The sequence below is a fragment of the Thalassospira xiamenensis M-5 = DSM 17429 genome (genome assembly GCF_000300235.2).
Classification (GTDB): Bacteria; Pseudomonadota; Alphaproteobacteria; order Rhodospirillales; family Thalassospiraceae; genus Thalassospira; species Thalassospira xiamenensis.
Genome location: NZ_CP004388.1, coordinates 3,206,318 through 3,223,995 on the forward strand (window position 1 = coordinate 3,206,318; position 17,678 = coordinate 3,223,995).

At 54.1% G+C, this 17,678-nt stretch carries 14 protein-coding genes; 5 read left to right on the forward strand and 9 right to left on the reverse strand.

Annotated features, from left to right (window positions below; all coding sequences use genetic code 11):
* Window positions 1–40: 40 nt before the first annotated feature.
* Together rpsU and TH3_RS14895 are read left to right on the forward strand one after the other, a co-directional pair.
* The gene (gene rpsU, locus TH3_RS14890) at window positions 41–244 is read left to right on the forward strand and encodes a 30S ribosomal protein S21 (protein ID WP_007091098.1); all 204 of its coding nucleotides are present in this window, start codon (window positions 41–43) and stop codon (window positions 242–244) included.
* Window positions 245–517: 273 nt separating this feature from the next.
* A complete protein-coding gene (locus tag TH3_RS14895; protein WP_007091099.1) occupies window positions 518–1,999 on the forward strand; it encodes a Na+/H+ antiporter family protein in 1,482 nt (493 codons plus the stop codon).
* Window positions 2,000–2,088: 89 nt separating this feature from the next.
* On the opposite strand, the gene TH3_RS14900 is transcribed toward TH3_RS14895, so the two are convergent.
* The 7 genes from TH3_RS14900 to TH3_RS14930 form a co-directional block, all read right to left on the reverse strand.
* A complete protein-coding gene (locus TH3_RS14900) occupies window positions 2,089–2,676 on the reverse strand; it encodes a hypothetical protein (RefSeq protein WP_007091100.1) in 588 nt (195 codons plus the stop codon).
* 33 nt (window positions 2,677–2,709) lie between these two features.
* Window positions 2,710–3,276, reverse strand: coding sequence for a GNAT family N-acetyltransferase (locus TH3_RS14905; protein ID WP_007091101.1), 567 nt, complete (start codon window positions 3,274–3,276; stop codon window positions 2,710–2,712).
* A gap of 153 nt (window positions 3,277–3,429) precedes the next feature.
* A complete protein-coding gene (locus TH3_RS14910; protein ID WP_007091102.1) occupies window positions 3,430–4,827 on the reverse strand; it encodes an NAD(P)(+) transhydrogenase (Re/Si-specific) subunit beta in 1,398 nt (465 codons plus the stop codon).
* 12 nt (window positions 4,828–4,839) lie between these two features.
* Window positions 4,840–5,295, reverse strand: coding sequence for an NAD(P) transhydrogenase subunit alpha part 2 (locus tag TH3_RS14915; RefSeq protein ID WP_007091103.1), 456 nt, complete (start codon window positions 5,293–5,295; stop codon window positions 4,840–4,842).
* On the reverse strand, window positions 5,288–6,448 hold the full coding sequence (locus tag TH3_RS14920) for a Re/Si-specific NAD(P)(+) transhydrogenase subunit alpha (RefSeq protein WP_007091104.1): 1,161 nt from the start codon (window positions 6,446–6,448) through the stop codon (window positions 5,288–5,290). Before TH3_RS14920 ends, TH3_RS14915 begins: the two co-directional genes overlap by 8 nt.
* Before the next feature lie 719 nt (window positions 6,449–7,167).
* Window positions 7,168–8,547: an ABC1 kinase family protein gene (locus tag TH3_RS14925; RefSeq protein ID WP_007091105.1), complete on the reverse strand. Its 1,380-nt coding sequence runs from the start codon at window positions 8,545–8,547 to the stop codon at window positions 7,168–7,170.
* 1 nt (window position 8,548) lies between these two features.
* Window positions 8,549–10,324 carry a M3 family oligoendopeptidase gene (locus TH3_RS14930; protein WP_007091106.1) on the reverse strand — a complete coding sequence of 592 codons (1,776 nt, stop codon included), beginning with the start codon at window positions 10,322–10,324 and terminating at the stop codon, window positions 8,549–8,551.
* 435 nt (window positions 10,325–10,759) lie between these two features.
* Here TH3_RS14930 and TH3_RS14940 point away from each other — a divergent pair, with 435 nt between their 5' ends.
* Together TH3_RS14940 and TH3_RS14945 are read left to right on the forward strand one after the other, a co-directional pair.
* Window positions 10,760–12,580: an AMP-dependent synthetase/ligase gene (locus TH3_RS14940; RefSeq protein ID WP_007091108.1), complete on the forward strand. Its 1,821-nt coding sequence runs from the start codon at window positions 10,760–10,762 to the stop codon at window positions 12,578–12,580.
* A 9-nt stretch (window positions 12,581–12,589) separates the two neighbouring features.
* On the forward strand, window positions 12,590–13,012 hold the full coding sequence (locus TH3_RS14945) for a P-loop nucleotide/nucleoside kinase family protein (protein ID WP_007091109.1): 423 nt from the start codon (window positions 12,590–12,592) through the stop codon (window positions 13,010–13,012).
* Window positions 13,013–13,017: 5 nt separating this feature from the next.
* On the opposite strand, the gene TH3_RS14950 is transcribed toward TH3_RS14945, so the two are convergent.
* Both TH3_RS14950 and clpB read right to left on the reverse strand, forming a co-directional pair.
* Window positions 13,018–13,821: a DUF4197 domain-containing protein gene (locus TH3_RS14950; RefSeq protein ID WP_233421783.1), complete on the reverse strand. Its 804-nt coding sequence runs from the start codon at window positions 13,819–13,821 to the stop codon at window positions 13,018–13,020.
* Window positions 13,822–13,933: 112 nt separating this feature from the next.
* Complete coding sequence (gene clpB, locus TH3_RS14955; RefSeq protein WP_007091111.1) at window positions 13,934–16,525, reverse strand: ATP-dependent chaperone ClpB; 2,592 nt, start codon at window positions 16,523–16,525, stop codon at window positions 13,934–13,936.
* Between the two features lie 386 nt (window positions 16,526–16,911).
* On the opposite strand from clpB, the gene TH3_RS14960 reads away from it, so the two are divergent.
* Window positions 16,912–17,676, forward strand: a complete 765-nt coding sequence (locus TH3_RS14960) for an MOSC domain-containing protein (RefSeq protein ID WP_007091112.1) — start codon at window positions 16,912–16,914, stop codon at window positions 17,674–17,676.
* Window positions 17,677–17,678 lie beyond the last annotated feature (2 nt).

Genomic DNA, 17,678 nt, shown 5'->3' on the forward strand with positions numbered 1-17,678 from the left:
ATCCGGGTGTTTTTGTTTTTTTGAAAGGAGCGTGGTTTCCGTGCAGGTAATCGTTCGCGACAACAATGTCGATCAGGCTCTGAAAGCGCTTAAGAAAAAGATGCAGCGCGAGGGCATTTTTCGTGAGATGAAACTCCGCCGCCACTTTGAAAAGCCGTCGGAGAAGAAAGCTCGCGAAGGGGCGGAAGCAGTCCGCCGTTCCCGCAAGCTGGAGCGCAAGCGCATCGAGCGCGAAGGCTTCTAGTCTTTTTCACTTTCGGGGTTCCTCGAACGTGACTGTACGATCGGTTTTGGCTTGCTAAAACCGGACCCGTGCGCCAAGCCCGCCTCGGAGCAATCCGGGCGGGTTTGGTTTTTTATACCCCTTTTTTCCAAATCTCTCCCCGGATCGCATAGCTGTCATTCCTGCTAAGTTTTTTGCCTTGGCATCGGATTGTTTTAAACAATTCCCCGGCAGGTCTTCACCCGCCATGCGCAAACACCTTTGCGCCACCACCAACCAGTCAATCGGGGAGACATGACTGTGAACACACAAACCGATACCGGCAACGCCCCCGCCGGATCCGACTTCAATGGATATTACCGACTGACCCGCGTCCTGCCTGTCATCGCTGTGATGGCCGCGATCTATGGCATTGCCGCACTGGTCGATTACCACATCAATGCTGTCTTGCTGACCATCGTTGTCATGATCGCGCTGTGTCTTTTGCGCGTTCCAGTGCCGATTGCGCTGATTTCCGCCGCCTTGCTGGGTGCACTGCATGCCGGGATGGATACAACCACCGCCATCGGTGCGCTTAATGACAACCTTCTGGTCGGCGCGCAGGTCGGCATGACCTATGTGATGATCGGTGCCTTTGCGGTTGCGATTACGCGTTCGGGCATTCTTGATCTGTTTGCCCAAAAGATCGCCGCCCGTGTCGGAAGCGATGCGCAAAGTACCTCAAAGGGCCTTAAGTGGTTCCTGTTTGCGATCTTCATTTTCTGTTCGTTGATTTCACAGAACCTGGTGCCGGTTCATATCGCCTTTATCCCGGTGATGATCCCGCCGCTTCTGGCCGTATTCAATCGCCTGCGGATTGACCGCCGCGCCATTGCCTGCATCCTCGCCTGCTCGATCAGCTTTTCCTATCTTCTGCTGCCGACCGGCTTTGGGGCGATTTACCTTAATGAAATCCTGATGGCCAATGTCAACGACGTTGGTGCGGCCTATGACCTTTCCATGACGGCCGATATGGCGCCCAAGGCTATGTTCCTGCCGGTTATGGGGATTGTCGCCGGGATGCTGGTTGCGGTCTTCATCACCTATCGCAAACCCCGCGATTATGTGACCGATCCATCTGCCGAGCGCCATATCAACCCGGCCAAGCCCGTGTCGATCAATCCGCTTCAACTGCTGGCAACCTTAGCCGCCCTTGCCGTTGCGCTGATCTGCCAGTTGCAGTTTGACAGCCTTCTGGTCGGCGCGATGATCGGCTTTGTCATTCTGGCGGCGGCGGGCATTTTCCGCTGGCGGGCTCAGGATGATGTCTTCACCGAAGGCATGCGGATGATGGCCCAGATTGCCGTGATCATCACCATAGCATCGGGCTTTGCCGGGGTGCTTGATGCCACCGGCGAAATTGCTCCGCTGGTGCAGGCCAGTGCCGAACTGATCGGCGATAACAAGGCAGTTGGCGCGCTGATCATGCTTCTGGTCGGCCTGTTCATCACTATCGGCTTTGGCGACAGCTTCGCCAGCGTGCCGATCCTGGCTCCGATCTATATCCCGCTGGCACTGGCCCTTGGCTTCTCGCCCATGGCAACCATTGCGCTTCTGGGGGCATCGGCTGCCCTTGGCGATGCCGGATCACCGGCATCCACCATCACGCTTGGCGCAACATCGGGCCTTAATGCCGACGGGCAGCATGACCATGTCAAGGATTCAGTGATCCCGACCTTCATCCACGCCAATTTTGGAATGGTTGTGTTTGCGTGGATTGCGGCCATGACCCTTTGATCAAATCCGCACAATAAAGCCGGAACCAAACAACAAACCCGTCCGATATTTGTCGGACGGGTTTTAATTTGCCGACTGAAACCCGGGTATCATTTCGACCCGAGCAACCAGTCAAACACCCCATCAACAGCTCCCTTTCTGGCGTCATTCGACTGTGTAACGTCTTCGCGCACCAAAAGCCCGAACTGGCTTTTATAGACCGTATAAGTATTGGCGACCGCGATATCGGTGAAAGTCGAACTGCCATATTCGGCATCAATCAGGAAGTTCCAGTCCGCCACCAGCTTGCCGATATCAATGCCCTTGGTCGCATCAAGGTCATAGGCCATATGCGGGCGGGTGTTCTGATCTTCGATATCTTGGTATCGGCCTTCCAGTCGCACCAGCTTGTACCGGGAATCCACGCCAAGAATATTGGCCCACGGCTTGATCTTCACAAACTCCGCGTCAATCCGCCACTGATCGCCGTAAATCACGTATTTGCCAGGGATATCGTGGCCCGGTAATGTCAGATAAGCGTTGTATTCCTGATCCCCGATTTCCTCGAACGTAATTCGCGCCACCGGCTCCTCGGCGGTCAGCCGGAAATAGGTGATGAAAACACCCGAAACCGACGCCACTAGCGCGAGCGACAACAGGACAATCGTAAAGACGGATACTTTCAGAAGTCGGAACATCAATTCTCCCGATTTGAAGGCGGAGTACAATTCTCAGGCATTTTCCTGAGAAAATCTGAACTCTTCACGTGTAATTTGATAATATCTACAACGCTCCTGACGATCTCGAGCAGAACTATATGCCATCCTTTCTTCGAAAGACTTCATACCCCATGAGGTCATGACACCAAAGGATGCCTCATTGGCAAGCTGGGCACCGGCTTCAATGGAATCAAAGCCAAACAGATCAAATCCAGCCTGCAAAATGGTGAGCTTGATTTCGCTTAAATACCCGCGCCGCTGTGCCGGTATCCCTATCCAATATCCAAGCATTCCCCTACGCGGATTATCCTGATAGCGATACAATGAGACCCAGCCAACAAAACGATCTGTCTCACGCTCGATGATCGCCAATGGCAGTGCGTCTCCTGCCGCCGCCTCCTTCCTACTTCTTGTGATGCGATCTCGCGCCATTTCGACGGTGAACGGAACCTTCCAAGAGGCCAACCAACAAGCAATTTCATGTACCATCAAGCTTGCAATGGTTTCCGCGTCCTGATCTTCGACGCATCGCAGATACAGACGTTCGGTTTGCGCACTGAAATTCGTTAGGCTGCTCATAGATTTCTTACTCAAGCAAAATGAAACGAGGCTAGACTGCCAAACCGACAAATACACCGTAGCCGACGGATATTTTAGTCGAGTATGAACCTTTAGAAGAAGAAAAGGGCGACCAAATGGCCGCCCCTCTTGTGTCCCAGCAGTGAAACCAAATCACTCGTCGAGATGCATCACAATCTCTTCGCACATCTTTTTGGCGTCACCGAACAGCATCATCGTGTTGTCCTTGAAGAACAGCTCGTTCTGGATACCGGCGTAGCCTGCCGACATTGAACGCTTGATGAACAGAACGGTTTTGGCTTTTTCGACCTCAAGGATCGGCATGCCAAAAATCGGCGATGACGGGTCGGTTTTGGCTGCCGGGTTGGTGATGTCGTTGGCACCAATCACAAAGGCCACATCCGCCGTGCCGAAATCGCGGTTGATTTCTTCCATTTCAAGCACGTCGTCATAGGGGACATTCGCCTCGGCCAGAAGCACGTTCATGTGGCCTGGCATACGCCCCGCTACCGGATGGATGGCATAGCGAACGTTAACGCCCTCGGCCTTGAGGATATCGCCCATTTCACGAAGCGCATGCTGGGCCTGTGCGACCGCCATGCCGTAACCCGGCACGATGATCACGCTCGACGCGTTTTTCATGATGAAGGCCGCATCGTCGCTTGAGCCCGATTTGACCGAACGGTCGCCATCGGTTCCGACCGCCGGGCCTGCATCGCCCTCGGTCCCGAAGCCGCCAAAGATGACGTTAAAGATCGACCGGTTCATGCCCTTGCACATGATGTAGGACAGGATCGCACCCGATGCACCAACCAGTGCGCCGGTGATGATCAGGGCATTGTTCTGAAGCGTAAAGCCGATGCCGCATGCCGCCCACCCCGAATAGGAGTTCAGCATCGAAACAACAACCGGCATGTCCGCCCCGCCAATCGGAATGATCAGCGTCACGCCAAGCACCAGAGCAAGCACCACCAGAATCCAGAAAGCCGTGTGGCTTTCGGTGGTCACAACGATGATGCCAAACACCAGTATTCCGATTGCGATTGCAAGATTGAGCATATGCTGCCCGGTAAAGCGAACTGGCGTACCCGATACGATCCCCTGCAACTTGCCAAAGGCAACAAGCGAGCCGGTGAAGGTAATGGCACCGATGGCAACGCCAAGGCCCATTTCAATCAGGCTGGCCGCCCCGATATTACCCGCCGTGCCAATGCCATAGGCACCCGGCGAATAAAGGGCGGCGGCGGCAACAAACACCGCTGCCAGACCCACCAGCGAGTGGAAGGCGGCAACAAGTTGCGGCAATGCGGTCATCTTGATCTTGAGCGCGATGACCGTACCAATGGCCCCGCCAAGCAAAATGCCGACAATGATAGTGGTATAAGACACGACTTCGGGTGATGCCAGGGTGGTCAGAATGGCAATCGCCATCCCCACCATGCCAAGGATATTCCCGTTACGTGCCGTTTCCGGTGAAGACAGACCGCGCAGCGACAGAATGAAGCAGACGGACGCCACCAGATACAGGAAAGCCGACAGGTTTTCCGACATTGTGTGTTCCCCCTACTTCTTTTTCTTGAACATGTGCAGCATGCGCTGTGCGACGATGAAACCGCCAAAGATGTTGACCGACGCCAGCACCACGGCAATGAAGCCCATCGCCTTGGACAGGTTCATATCAATCGGGCCAGCCGCCAGAAGCGCACCAACAATGATCACCGATGAAATGGCATTGGTCACCGCCATCAACGGTGAATGAAGGGCCGGGGTGACTTTCCACACAACGTAATAGCCAACAAAGCAGGCCAGAACAAACACCGTCAGGCCAAGCACCGTAGGGCTGACACCGCTTGTATGGACAACCGTGTTGGCCGAGCTGGCCATATCGCCCGCCTGATTGGCAAGGCTATCGGCAAGCTTTGCGGCCTTTTCGGCCAGACCAAGGGCCGCATCGCGCAGCTCGTTGGCATTCTCGGCGGCATTCTGGGCCGCATTTTGGGTTACGGATTGATCAGCCATTTGCGACCTCCTCACCACCGAATTTCGGATGAACAACCTTGCCATCACGGGTCAGCATGGTTTCGGCAATAATCTGGTCTTCGGCATTGAAGGCCAACGTGCCTTTTTCCTTGTCAACGGACAGCGTGATGAAATTCAGAAGGTTTTTGGCATACATCGCCGTTGCATCGGTTGCGACGGAACTGGTGATGTTTTCAGGGCCAATGATTTTCACACCATTATCGGTCACAACCGTTTCACCAAGTTTCGCACCCGCAACGTTGCCACCGCGTTCAGCCGCAAGATCAATGATGACCGATCCCGGCTTCATGCCCGCGACCATGTCGGCGGTAACGATTTCCGGTGCCGGACGGCCCGGAATCAATGCTGTTGTGATGACGATATCGGTCTTTGCCAGAACTTCCTTAAGCTTGGCGGCCTGTTTGGCCTTGTATTCGTCCGACATTTCCTTGGCATAACCGCCTGCGGTTTCGCCATCGGCTGCGTCGTCTTCGACCTCGATAAACGTCCCGCCAAGTGACTGAACCTGTTCCTTGACTGCCGGGCGCACATCAAACGCGGAAACCACCGCACCAAGGCGCTTGGCGGTCGCAATCGCCTGAAGCCCGGCAACACCGGCCCCGACGATAACAACGCGTGCGGGTGGCAACGTCCCCGCGGCTGTCATCATCATCGGATAAATCCGGCCAAATTCATGGGCGGCATCAAGCACCGCACGATACCCCGCCAGGTTGGATTGTGACGATAGCACATCCATCGACTGGGCACGCGAAATGCGCGGCATCAGTTCCATCGCAAAGGACGAAACCCCCGCCGCCGCCATTTTTTCAATAAGATCCTTGCGATCATAGGGATCAAGCAAGGCAATGATGGCGGCACCCTTTTTATAGGCGGCAAGCTCGTCGGTTTTTCCATCAACAACCGGCGGGCGCACCTTCAGGATGACATCGGCATCCTTGACGGTGGTTTTCATCGTTTTGGCAATGGTTGCACCAGCATCGGCAAAGCGATCATCCGGTATCGCGGCGTTAATTCCGGCACCAGCTTCGATTGCAACGTCAAACCCAAGACCAATCAGTTTCTTGACGGTATCTGGTGTAACGGCAACGCGCCTTTCCCCGGGCCATATTTCCTTTGGAACGGCCAGTTTCATCGCGTTCAACCTCCTTCCCTACAATTATGAATAAGCACGGCATTTTTGTTTTTATAAAACGCGGTCCGCGTCCGGTGCCTGCGCATCAGACTGGCCACGATTACCCTTGCCCGGCAAGAAAAAAGGCGGTTCTTCCGCTTTAACAGAAGAAACCGCCCACTTTCCCACCACGCATTCCGAGGCAAAAAGCCTTGGCGACAAGTCAGGTCCCACCCGCCATTGGTGCTCAGGACAAACAATCAATGACGCCCTGCCTTGTCTGCGTTGAATGCAAGATGCGATTTCTTCCGGCCTGCGACAACATCAAAACCCTATAAAAAATCACTTTAACTTAATTTCAGTTTATATTATCTCAAAACACATATGAGCGGATTCTCGCACATATTATTTCCACCCTGTAACAGGTCCTTATCCCGAACAGATAGAATCAATCCCTTGATTTATGGAAGTTTCCCCTATTTCACGCCATCGCGGTAAGTGAATATTATTTGAAAAACACACCCTCAGGTTTTCACCAAACCCATCACAACGCAAGCAAAGAAAGGAAAAAGTTTTCAACACCCAGGGTCGTTCAAGTAGGGAAATTTCGGATTAAATAGCCGAAAAAGGATCATGCAAAACCGTATTGTTCCGAAATAGCCGATCAATTCGCAAATCGACCCAACCGATTCTTTCGATCCGGAACGTCAAAAATAAAATTATAAAACAGGGAAATCGGATCAGTTTTCTGGACGATCCAGCCCGACTTTGGAAAGGGCAGCATCCTGATTGCGGGCCAATATGTCCGCATCAAAGTTTCCGACCAGATCGTTGAATATCTGATACCAGTTCAGATGCGCATCAAGGCGCAGGAACACCGCACCAAGCCCAACGGCCGCACGATCCACCAGAACAAATTCGCGCGGCGGCTTGACCCCACCGACGCGGCGCAACTCACTGTGCACCCTGCCCGCGACCTCCGCCCCATAGGCCACCGAATTGGTTTCATCCATCCGGCGTTCGCGATCATCAAGGATCGGGCCATACACAAAACCAGCCCAGATATTAAGAACATCAATCAGTTCTCGTGACGGGTTATCGAATCCCCAGCTTTGATAGGCATGAACCGCCTTTTCCTCGTCCTTATCCCGCAATGCTTCATAAAGCGTGATGACGGCATTGACGAAAGCAGGCGGGAAAATACGGATACAGCCGAAATCAAGCAGATTGACCGACAGATCTTCGCGCAGCGAATAGTTCCCCAGATGCGGATCGCCATGTATCACGCCATAACGATAAAATGGCACATACCACGCGCGAAACATGTTCAGCGCCACCTGATTGCGTGCTTCCTGCGACGGATCACTATCAAGGAATTTCTGGAATTTCTGCCCAGTCTGCCACGTCATGGTCAGAAGCCGCTTGGTCGTAAGGTCCATCACCGGTTCGGGCACATGCGCGCAATTTTCATCCGCCACCATATGGCGATAAAGCTGCATGTTGCGGGCTTCGCGTTCGTAATCAAGTTCCTCACGCAGGCGCGCGGTCAGTTCCAACTGGATATTTTCGGCATCAATCGCGCTGTCATACCGGCGATAGATCGCAAAGGCAGCGCGAAGCTGCTTAAGATCGGCTTCCACTGTCGCCGACATATCGGGATATTGCAGCTTGCAGGCCACCGTTCGACCATCATCAAGTGTGGCACGATGAACCTGCCCAAGCGATGCCGCGGCCACCGCATCACGGCTGAAATCGGCGAATTTTTCCTGCCATCCCGCCCCCAATTCGGTGCGCATCCGGCGTTTGACAAACAGCCATCCCATACTGGGGGCGTCCGCCTGAAGCGTTGCCAGTGCCTGGGTATATTCCTTTGGCAGGGCATCGGGGATGGTCGACAGGATTTGCGCAACCTTCATCAACGGGCCCTTAAGCCCGCCCAAGGCGGACGTCAGTTCGGCGGCATATTTCGCATGATCGATATCACCGCCGAACATTTTTCCCGTGGCAAGGCGTGCTGCCAGCTTTCCAGCCGACGCCCCCACCTTCGCATAACGACGAACCCTCCCGCCGAACCGATTGCTCTCGTTTTGGGCGGTGAAATCTTCGTCGTCATTGCTCATCTCAGGAAAGTTCCTCCAACTCGTCGATCATGCGTTTGATCATGTTAAGGCCGCGCTGCCAGAATGCCGGATCGGAGGCGTCCAGACCGAACGGTGCCAGCAGCTCCTGATGGCGTTTGGTGCCACCGGCTTTCAGCATTTCGAAATATTTCTGCTGGAAACCGTCTTCGGCATTTTCATAAACGTCATACAGCGAATTCACGAGGCAATCGCCAAACGCATAGGCGTAAACATAAAACGGCGAATGGATGAAATGCGGGATATAGGACCAGTAATATTTGTACTCGTCCTCGTACCGGATCGCATCACCCAGACTTTCATGTTGTACGGCAAGCCAGATCTCGCAGATCTCATCGACCGTCAATTCACCTTCGCGGCGTTTGGTATGAACGCGTTTTTCAAATTCAAAGAACGCGATCTGGCGCACGACGGTGTTGAGCATATCCTCGACCTTGCCAGCCAGCATGATGCGTTTCATCTTCGGATCGGTTTCCGCACGCAGCATCGACTGGAAGGTCAGCATTTCACCAAAAACAGACGCGGTTTCCGCCAAGGTCAGCGGCGTGTCAGACAGGAAATAGCCCTGCTCCCCGGCAAGAACCTGATGAACCCCGTGGCCAAGTTCGTGCGCCAGCGTCATCACGTCGCGCGTTTTGCCGTGATAGTTCAGCAGAAGGTACGGGTGGGCTGACGGCACGGTCGGATGGGCAAAGGCCCCCGATGATTTACCGGCGCGCGGCGGCACATCAATCCACGGATTATCAAAAAATTTCTGACCGACTTCGGCAAGCTCGGGCGAAAATTCACCATATGCCTTAAGGACGGTTTTACGCGCCGTGTCCCAATCGATATGGCGATCATCATCATCTGGAAGCGGCGCATTGCGATCCCAGTAATCAAGCTGATCAACGCCAAACCATTTGGCTTTCAGACGGTAATACCGATGCGACAGATCGGCATGGCTGCTGGCGACTGCGGAATTCAGCGCCTCGACAACATCGTCTTCGACCTGGTTTGACAGGTTGCGCGCCGACACGGGGGTTGCGAATTTACGCAGCCGGTCGTCAATTTCCTTGTCCTTGGCCAGCGTATTGGTGATATGGGCCAGAAGCTTGATGTTTTTTCCAAGCACATCGCCAATCGATTTTGCCGCTGCCTTGCGTTCCGCCACCTTGGTCGAAGACAGCATATTGGCGACATCCGACATGGTCAGTTCTTCGCCATTCATCGGGAAACGCAGATCGGCCATCGTCTGATCGAACAAACGCACCCATGCGCTTGAACCGGCAACGCGGCGTTCATGCAGGACCTGCTCGACCTCGTCCGAAAGTTGGTGCGGACGGAAAGCACGGTTTTCATCAAGCCACGGGCGATAGCGGCGAAGGGCGGCACTTTCGTCATATTTTGTCGAAAGCACCTCTTCCTCAATCCGGTTGATTTCAAGACCGAAGAACAGCGACAGGCTGGAAATGCTCGTCATTTCTTCCTGAACGGATTGATAGAACTGACCAATCGCAGCGTCCGAGCTATCGCCTGCATACAGCAGTTGGGCAAATGATCCGATCCGGCCACAGACTTCACTGATGGCTTCATATTCGGCAATTGCGGCTGCAAGTTCATTCCCCGAAAGATCGGCAAGCTTGCCCTGATAGTTTTTCTGGAAGGCGTCCGAGCGGGCTTTGGCATCGTCAAGATCACGCCGGATGGCCGGGTCTTTGGGATCGTTATAGAGATCGGTCAGATCCCAGGTCGGCAAATTCTTGTCGGTCGCGTTCATTTGTCCTCCAGACAGTCGATTATGCCATCAGGCCTTTTACATTCAGGCCCGAAACATCCATGCCCCGATATATGCTGGCCGGGGGCCCTGCGCCAGTGCCGATAACAGCTTTGTCTGTGCGCGCACATCAAACGGGGCGAATTTCAATACCGACAATAGCGTTTTGAACCCGGCTTGTGAAATCGCTATCATCGATGGAACCCAACGAATTTTTCCTACGGTGTGAAGTCGCACGCATTTGAACGGTTCAAAGATCATTTTCCGGCTGCGTAATGCCGCAATCCCTGATAACAAAAGCAATGTGGCCCCGTGCATCTGTGATGGAAGCGCCGAACTTTTGATAGTTTGCGATCACAATGCGGTGACAGACGTAAACAGTGACACCAAGATCACTGTATGAAGGTAAGAGAAACGACAACAAGGCAAGGAAGCGTCATGACGAATTTGCAGGATTATGCCGATTGGCAGAACTTGCCGTCGATGTTTTTCAAACAGGCTGAAAAATACGGGGATTCACCGTTCTTGTGGACCAAGGATGGTGAGACAGATGAGTTTGTCCCGACCAGCTGGAATGACGCCGCCGATCAGGTGCGCGCATTGGCGCGCTCACTTTATAAAATCGGGGTTCGCCCCGGTGATCGGGTTTTGCTGGTGTCGGAAAACCGCACCGAATGGAGTATTGCCGATCTGGCGATCATGTGTGTTGGTGCCCTGACCGTTCCCGCCTATACCACCAATACCGAACGCGATCATCTGCACGCGATCGAAGACAGCGGTGCAGGCATTGCCATCATATCGACCAAAAAACTCGCCCAGCCGTTCCTGCATGCCGCCCTTGATAGCGGGCGCTGCCGTCATGCGATCATGATGGAAGACTGGGGTCAAAGCTTTGTTGGCGACATTACCATCACCCGATGGGAAGATATGATTTCACAGGGGCGCGGACTGACCGATGATATCGATGCATGGGTTGCCAATATTGAACGCGATCAGCTTGCCTGCCTGATATACACATCCGGCACGGGCGGCGCGCCCAAGGGCGTTATGCTCAGCCACGGGGCGATCCTGTCAAACTGCATGGGGGCGTTTGATATCATCGAAACGCTGGGGATCGAGGAAGAGGTCTTCCTGTCCTTCCTGCCGCTGTCGCATTCCTACGAACATACCGCGGGCCTTTATTTTCCGATGAGCATCGGCGCACAGATCTATTACGCCGAAAGCCTTGATCGGCTCGCGGCAAACCTTGCCGAAGTCCGCCCAACCATCATGACGGCTGTACCGCGCCTTTATGAAATGCTCTATCAGCGCATGAGCCGCATGGTCGAAAAAGAAGGCGGCTTCAAGCAGAAGCTGTTTAACCTGACGCTCAAGCTTGGTCGCAAAACTTACGAAAAACAACCCCTCAGCCTGATCGAAAAAATCCAGAATTTCGTTTGCGAAATTCTTCTGCGCCGCAAATTGCGTCAGCGTTTCGGCGGCCGGATCAAGGCCATGGTATCAGGCGGCGGTCCTCTGAACTACGAACTGGGTGTATTGTTCGTCTCGTGCGGCATTCGTATCCTTCAGGGATATGGACAAACCGAATTTGCCCCGGTCGTGTCGTGCAACCGTGCCGAAAACAACAAATTGCGTACTGTTGGCCCGCCGATGGTCGGGGCCGAGGCGAAAATTGCCGATGACGGTGAAATCCTGCTGCGCGGCGAAAGCATGATGAAGGGGTACTGGAACCTGCCCGAAGTCACTGCTGCCACCATCATAGATGGCTGGCTGCATACCGGGGATATCGGCAAGTTCGACGAAGAAGGCAGCCTTGTTATTACGGACCGCAAAAAGGATATCATCGTCAATTCCGGGGGCGACAATATCTCGCCCCAACGGATCGAGGGTCTTCTGACGCTGGAAACCGAAATTTCCCAGGCGATGGTTTACGGCGACGACAAGCCCTACCTGGTTGCCGTACTGTGGCCAGACGAAGATTTCATGCGCGAATTCGCCAAGGAAAACGGAATCGAGAACAATATTGATCTCCTTGGCGAGAACGAGGAATTCCGCAAGAAAATCCGCACCGCGGTTGATCATGTCAATCGCCGTCTTTCGACGATTGAAAAGGTCAGAAGCTTTACCTTCGCCGAAAGCCCGTTCTCGATTGATAACGAGATGCTGACGCCATCAATGAAAATCCGCCGCCACAAGATCAAGGCGGCCTATGGTCAGGCTCTTGATGCCCTATATCAGCGCAAACGTGGCGGGCAGTAACAGGAACCAATGGCAAATCATTTGGCGGACAAACCGATATTAACCCTGATCCGGGGCCTTCCCGGATCAGGCAAATCAACCCTTGCCGCCGCGATTTGCCAGATAACCGATGCAGTCCATCTCGAAGCCGATCAGTTCATGATCGACCGCAACGGCAATTACCGGTTTGATAGCCGCAAACTGCGTGACGTTCATGCACGCTGCGAAGCCGAATGCGACGGGCATCTATCAGCCGGGCAAAGCGTTGTTGTTTCCAACACATTTAGTGAAATCTGGGAAATGCAGGCCTATCTCGACATGGCGGAACGCCACCATGCCGCATTGCAGATCATCGAATGCCATGGACGATTTGGCAATATCCATGGCGTCCCCGATGATAAAATCAACGCCATGCGCAAACGCTGGCAACAGCTTCCCGAACGTTATAGCTAAGCCGTTCAGTTCACGGTCGAAAAGACCTTTTTCAACACATCCGTTGTCCAGCGCGCCGGGTCGTTGCGGATATCGGCTTCCTGTTTTGCGATGTAATAAAACAGGCCATCCATCGCCTTGTCGGTGGCATGATCGGAAAGTGATGCCTTGATATCGGGCACCATCGGCAATGTGTCGTACTGCCCCATCATCTGATCATAAAGCTGCAACGCGCCGGTTTCGGCCAATGCTTCGCCAATTACCGGCCGCAATCTGCTTTCGATATCCCCGCCCGATACACGGCGCAGATATTTCGTCGCGGCATCTTCCGGCCCATCAAGAATACCCTTGGCATCTTCAAGCGTCATGCGACTGACGGCATCGGCGAGAATATCACCGGCATCCCGCATGGTCTGTTCGGCCGCGCGGTTCATTCGCAATTCAATTTCCTCGCCATAACTGCCAAGCCCGGCAGCACTTAGCAGGGATTGCGCATGCTTGACGCTATCAGGCAGCGGAATATGCGCCACCGGATCGGCATTGAAGCCATCCGTCACGCCAAGATCGGTGGTGACAACCTCAACCCCCTTATCAAGCGCCTGACGCAGGGCATCGGAAACCGTTTCATCGGATAACCCCGCCATCGACGCCGAACTGCTGCCCGATCCGCTGCCAGTCGTGTTCCCTGTCACGCTGCCAAGTGCTTCCTTGGCCTTGTCAAAAAAGGATTGCGCGGATGCATCGACCGATAGTCCGGCCATCAGGGCCAGAAACGACGCGGACACAATCAATCGGGTAAAGGTCTTGGGTTTTGGTGGCAGTGATCGCATGGATGTCCCTTTGGATTTGGTATTTTCATCATCCTGCAGGCAGATCATGGCCTTGAAAAGACAAAACCCCGATCCGGGACCGGGGTTTTGCAAGATTTCAAATCTGCGATGATCAGTCGACCAGTTCGACCTTCTTGCCGTTCAGAAGTAACTGACCGCCTTCAGCAGAAACCGGGATGGTATCGCCATCCTTGATCCCACCTTCAAGGATTTGCATTGCAAGCGGGTTTTGCAGATAGCGCTGAACAACCCGTTTAAGCGGACGCGCACCATAGACCGGGTCATACCCCTTATCGGCCAGCCAGCTTTTGGCGAACTCGTCAAGCTGCAGGGTGATTTTGCGATCAAACAGCAGCTTTTCAAGACGACCCAACTGGATATCGACAATCGTATCCATCTGGGCACGTTTCAGGCGATGGAAAAGAAGCACTTCGTCCAACCGGTTCAGGAATTCCGGGCGGAACGACGCCCGCACGACTTCCATCACCTGGCTGCGCAATTCGCTGCTGTCATGGCCTTCTTCCTGATTGGCCAGAATGTCGGCCCCCAGGTTCGACGTCAGGATGATCAACGTATTACGGAAGTCGACTGTGCGTCCCTGCCCGTCGGTCAAACGACCTTCGTCAAGGACCTGCAACAGAACGTTGAACACATCGGGGTGGGCTTTTTCGACCTCGTCAAACAGCACCACCTGATACGGACGACGCCGCACAGCTTCGGTCAGCGAACCGCCTTCCTCGTACCCGACATAGCCCGGAGGCGCACCGATCAAACGCGCGACCGCATGTTTTTCCATGAATTCCGACATATCGATGCGAACCATGGCCTGTTCATCATCAAACAGGAACTGCGCAAGCGCCTTGGTCAATTCGGTTTTACCAACCCCTGTCGGACCAAGGAACAGGAACGATCCCATCGGCCGGTTCGGGTCCTGCAAACCGGCACGCGCACGGCGCACCGCATTCGAAATCGACCGCACCGCTTCATCCTGACCGACGACGCGTTTGCGCAGGATATCTTCCATCCCAAGCAGTTTTTCACGTTCGCCTTCCAGCATCTTGTCAACCGGGATCCCCGTCCAGCGCGATACCACCGAAGCGATGTGCTTTTCGGTCACCGCTTCTTCTTTCATGCCGTCGGCCTGATCGTCTTCGGCCTTTTCAAGCAACCTTTCCAGTGCCGGAATTTCTTCGTATTGAAGCTGCCCGGCACGGTCCAGACGCCCGTCACGCATCGCACGTTCAAGTTCGCCGCGTGCCTGATCAAGCTGTTCCTTGATATGGGTCGATGCCGCCAGTTCCTTTTTCTGGGCTTCCCATTTCGCGGTCAGCTCCGCCGATTTGCCTTCAAGTTCGGCCAGTTCCTTGTCAAGACGGCCAAGGCGATCTTTCGATGCCCGGTCTTCCTCTTTCTTAAGCGCCTCGCGCTCGATCTTCAGCTGAATGATACGGCGATCAAGCTCGTCGATTTCTTCGGGCTTGGAATCAAGTTCCATCCGAAGACGCGACGCCGACTCATCCATAAGGTCAATCGCCTTATCGGGCAGGAAACGGTCGGTAATGTACCGGTTCGAAAGCGTTGCTGCCGCCACCAGCGCATTATCGGCAATACGCACCCCGTGATGGAGTTCGTATTTTTCCTTAATGCCGCGCAGGATCGAAACCGTGTCGGAAACACTTGGTTCTGAAACAAACACCGGCTGGAAACGACGGGCAAGAGCCGCGTCCTTTTCAATATGCTGCCGGTATTCGTCCAGGGTCGTTGCCCCGACACAGTGAAGCTCACCGCGCGCCAGTGCCGGTTTCAAAAGGTTGGAGGCATCCATCGATCCCTCTGCCTTTCCGGCTCCGACCAGCGTGTGCAATTCGTCAATGAACAGAACAATCTGTCCTGCTTCGGCCTCGATCTCGGACATCACCGCTTTCAGGCGTTCCTCAAATTCGCCGCGGAACTTGGCACCGGCAATCAGCGCCCCAAGATCGAGCGACAGAAGTTTCTTGTCCTTAAGCGTTTCAGGCACGTCACCCTTGACGATGCGCAACGCCAAACCCTCGGCAATGGCGGTTTTACCCACGCCGGGCTCGCCGATCAGAACCGGGTTGTTTTTTGTCCGGCGCGACAGCACCTGAATCGCGCGCCGAATTTCTTCATCACGGCCAATCACCGGATCAAGTTTGCCTTCTCGTGCCGCCGCGGTCAGATCACGCGCGTATTTCTTAAGCGCGTCATACTGGCTTTCCGCACCGGAACTATCGGCCGTGCGGCCTTTGCGGATATCGTTAATCGCCCCGTTAAGAGCCTGTGCGGTCAATCCTGCATCGGCCAGAACCTTGCCCGCAACCGATTTCGGATCAAGTGCAATGGTCAGCAACAACCGTTCAGCGGTGACATAGCTGTCACCGGCTTTCTTGGCGACTTCCTGTGCCTGATCAATCAACCGGGCAAAGTCGGACGACAGATAAATCTGGCCATTGCCGCCCGATACCTTGGGCAGTTTTGCCAATTCCTGCGCACAGCGATCCTGTGCCGTTTTCGGCTTTCCGCCCGCCGCCTTGATAAGATTGGCTGCCAGACCTTCTTCGTCGTCAAGCAGCACTTTCAGAAGGTGGATCGGCACAAACTGCTGATGGTTTTCACGCAGCGCCAATGATTGCGCCGCCTGAAGAAAGCCTTTGGACCGGTCCGTAAATTTTTCGAATTCCATGCCTGTCACTCCTTGAGCCAACAGTATCGTAACATGCGGACCTTCTTGGAAGCATCCGCGACCTTAAGTGGTTTTATCCACAATGGAAATTATCACCCTTTCCATTGCCGACGTCTTTGATATGTCTCAGTTTCAGGGCTTTGCAAGACGATACCCCTACAAAAGTTGCAAGAATTAATTGTGCATCGCAAAACCGTTTTCTGGCATCATTCAAGATTGCGACGAAAAGCACTGTCATTCCCGGCAAATCCGTTGCGCAAGACCGCACAGGAAGTCTTGCCCTTGGGAATGCAAGGCATTAACGTCGCCCTTCATATTTTTACGGCTTGCAACCCGGCCCGCCCCGTTTGCCGATATGCATATTATGCCACACAGGATCGAATGCCATGACTGTCCAGCTTAAAGCCATCAAACGTTACCCCGTCAAAGGGCTCAGCGGCATTGAAATGCCTGCCGCCGACATCACTGCACACAAGATGCTGCAAGATGATCGTCGCTTCATCATCGCCACCCAATCATCGGTTGGTCAGGACGGTGTGCATGAATGGGCGCGCAAAAGCAATTTCCTGCAACTGGTTAACACGCCCAAGCTGGCCGAACTTGGCATCGAATATGACGATGCAACCACGACGTTGGCAATCCTTCGCAATGGTCGCGTGATCTGCAAAGGCAATCTTGAAGACAAGATGGGCCGCACCGTGGTCGAGGATTTCCTCTCGGCATTCCTGAAAAACGAGATCGCCGGAACGCCCAGAATTTATTCTGTCCCCGATGTCAGCTTCGGCGACATGAAGGAACCCTATATCTCGATCATCAATCTGGCATCGGTGCGCGATTTCGGCGACCGTGTCGCCCAGACAGAAATCGATCCGATGCGCTTCCGCGGTAATCTGCTGATTGACGGGCTTGAACCATGGGCGGAACTGAAATGGGAAGAAGGCCAGATCATTCAGATTAATGGCGTAGATTTCCGCGTTATCCACCCGATCACGCGCTGCAAAGCAACCAGCGTCAACCCCGGCACGGCAGAGTCCGACATCAATGTGCCCCTGCTGCTGCGTAAAGGTATGAACCACCTTTATATGGGGGTTTATGTCGAAGCACTCGGTTCCGGTGCCATCCATCCGGAGGATGTAGTCACAGTTGCATAACG

Excerpts from the sequence above, each read along its gene's own strand:
- TH3_RS14895 (WP_007091099.1), top strand. The coding sequence starts at position 518 with ATGACTGTGAACACACAAACCGATACCGGCAACGCCCCCGCCGGATCC.
- TH3_RS14900 (WP_007091100.1), bottom strand. The coding sequence starts at position 2,676 with ATGTTCCGACTTCTGAAAGTATCCGTCTTTACGATTGTCCTGTTGTCG.
- TH3_RS14905 (WP_007091101.1), bottom strand. The coding sequence starts at position 3,276 with ATGAGCAGCCTAACGAATTTCAGTGCGCAAACCGAACGTCTGTATCTG.
- TH3_RS14910 (WP_007091102.1), bottom strand. The coding sequence starts at position 4,827 with ATGTCGGAAAACCTGTCGGCTTTCCTGTATCTGGTGGCGTCCGTCTGC.
- TH3_RS14915 (WP_007091103.1), bottom strand. The coding sequence starts at position 5,295 with ATGGCTGATCAATCCGTAACCCAAAATGCGGCCCAGAATGCCGCCGAG.
- TH3_RS14920 (WP_007091104.1), bottom strand. The coding sequence starts at position 6,448 with ATGAAACTGGCCGTTCCAAAGGAAATATGGCCCGGGGAAAGGCGCGTT.
- TH3_RS14925 (WP_007091105.1), bottom strand. The coding sequence starts at position 8,547 with ATGAGCAATGACGACGAAGATTTCACCGCCCAAAACGAGAGCAATCGG.
- TH3_RS14930 (WP_007091106.1), bottom strand. The coding sequence starts at position 10,324 with ATGAACGCGACCGACAAGAATTTGCCGACCTGGGATCTGACCGATCTC.
- TH3_RS14940 (WP_007091108.1), top strand. The coding sequence starts at position 10,760 with ATGACGAATTTGCAGGATTATGCCGATTGGCAGAACTTGCCGTCGATG.
- TH3_RS14945 (WP_007091109.1), top strand. The coding sequence starts at position 12,590 with ATGGCAAATCATTTGGCGGACAAACCGATATTAACCCTGATCCGGGGC.
- TH3_RS14950 (WP_233421783.1), bottom strand. The coding sequence starts at position 13,821 with ATGCGATCACTGCCACCAAAACCCAAGACCTTTACCCGATTGATTGTG.
- clpB (WP_007091111.1), bottom strand. The coding sequence starts at position 16,525 with ATGGAATTCGAAAAATTTACGGACCGGTCCAAAGGCTTTCTTCAGGCG.
- TH3_RS14960 (WP_007091112.1), top strand. The coding sequence starts at position 16,912 with ATGACTGTCCAGCTTAAAGCCATCAAACGTTACCCCGTCAAAGGGCTC.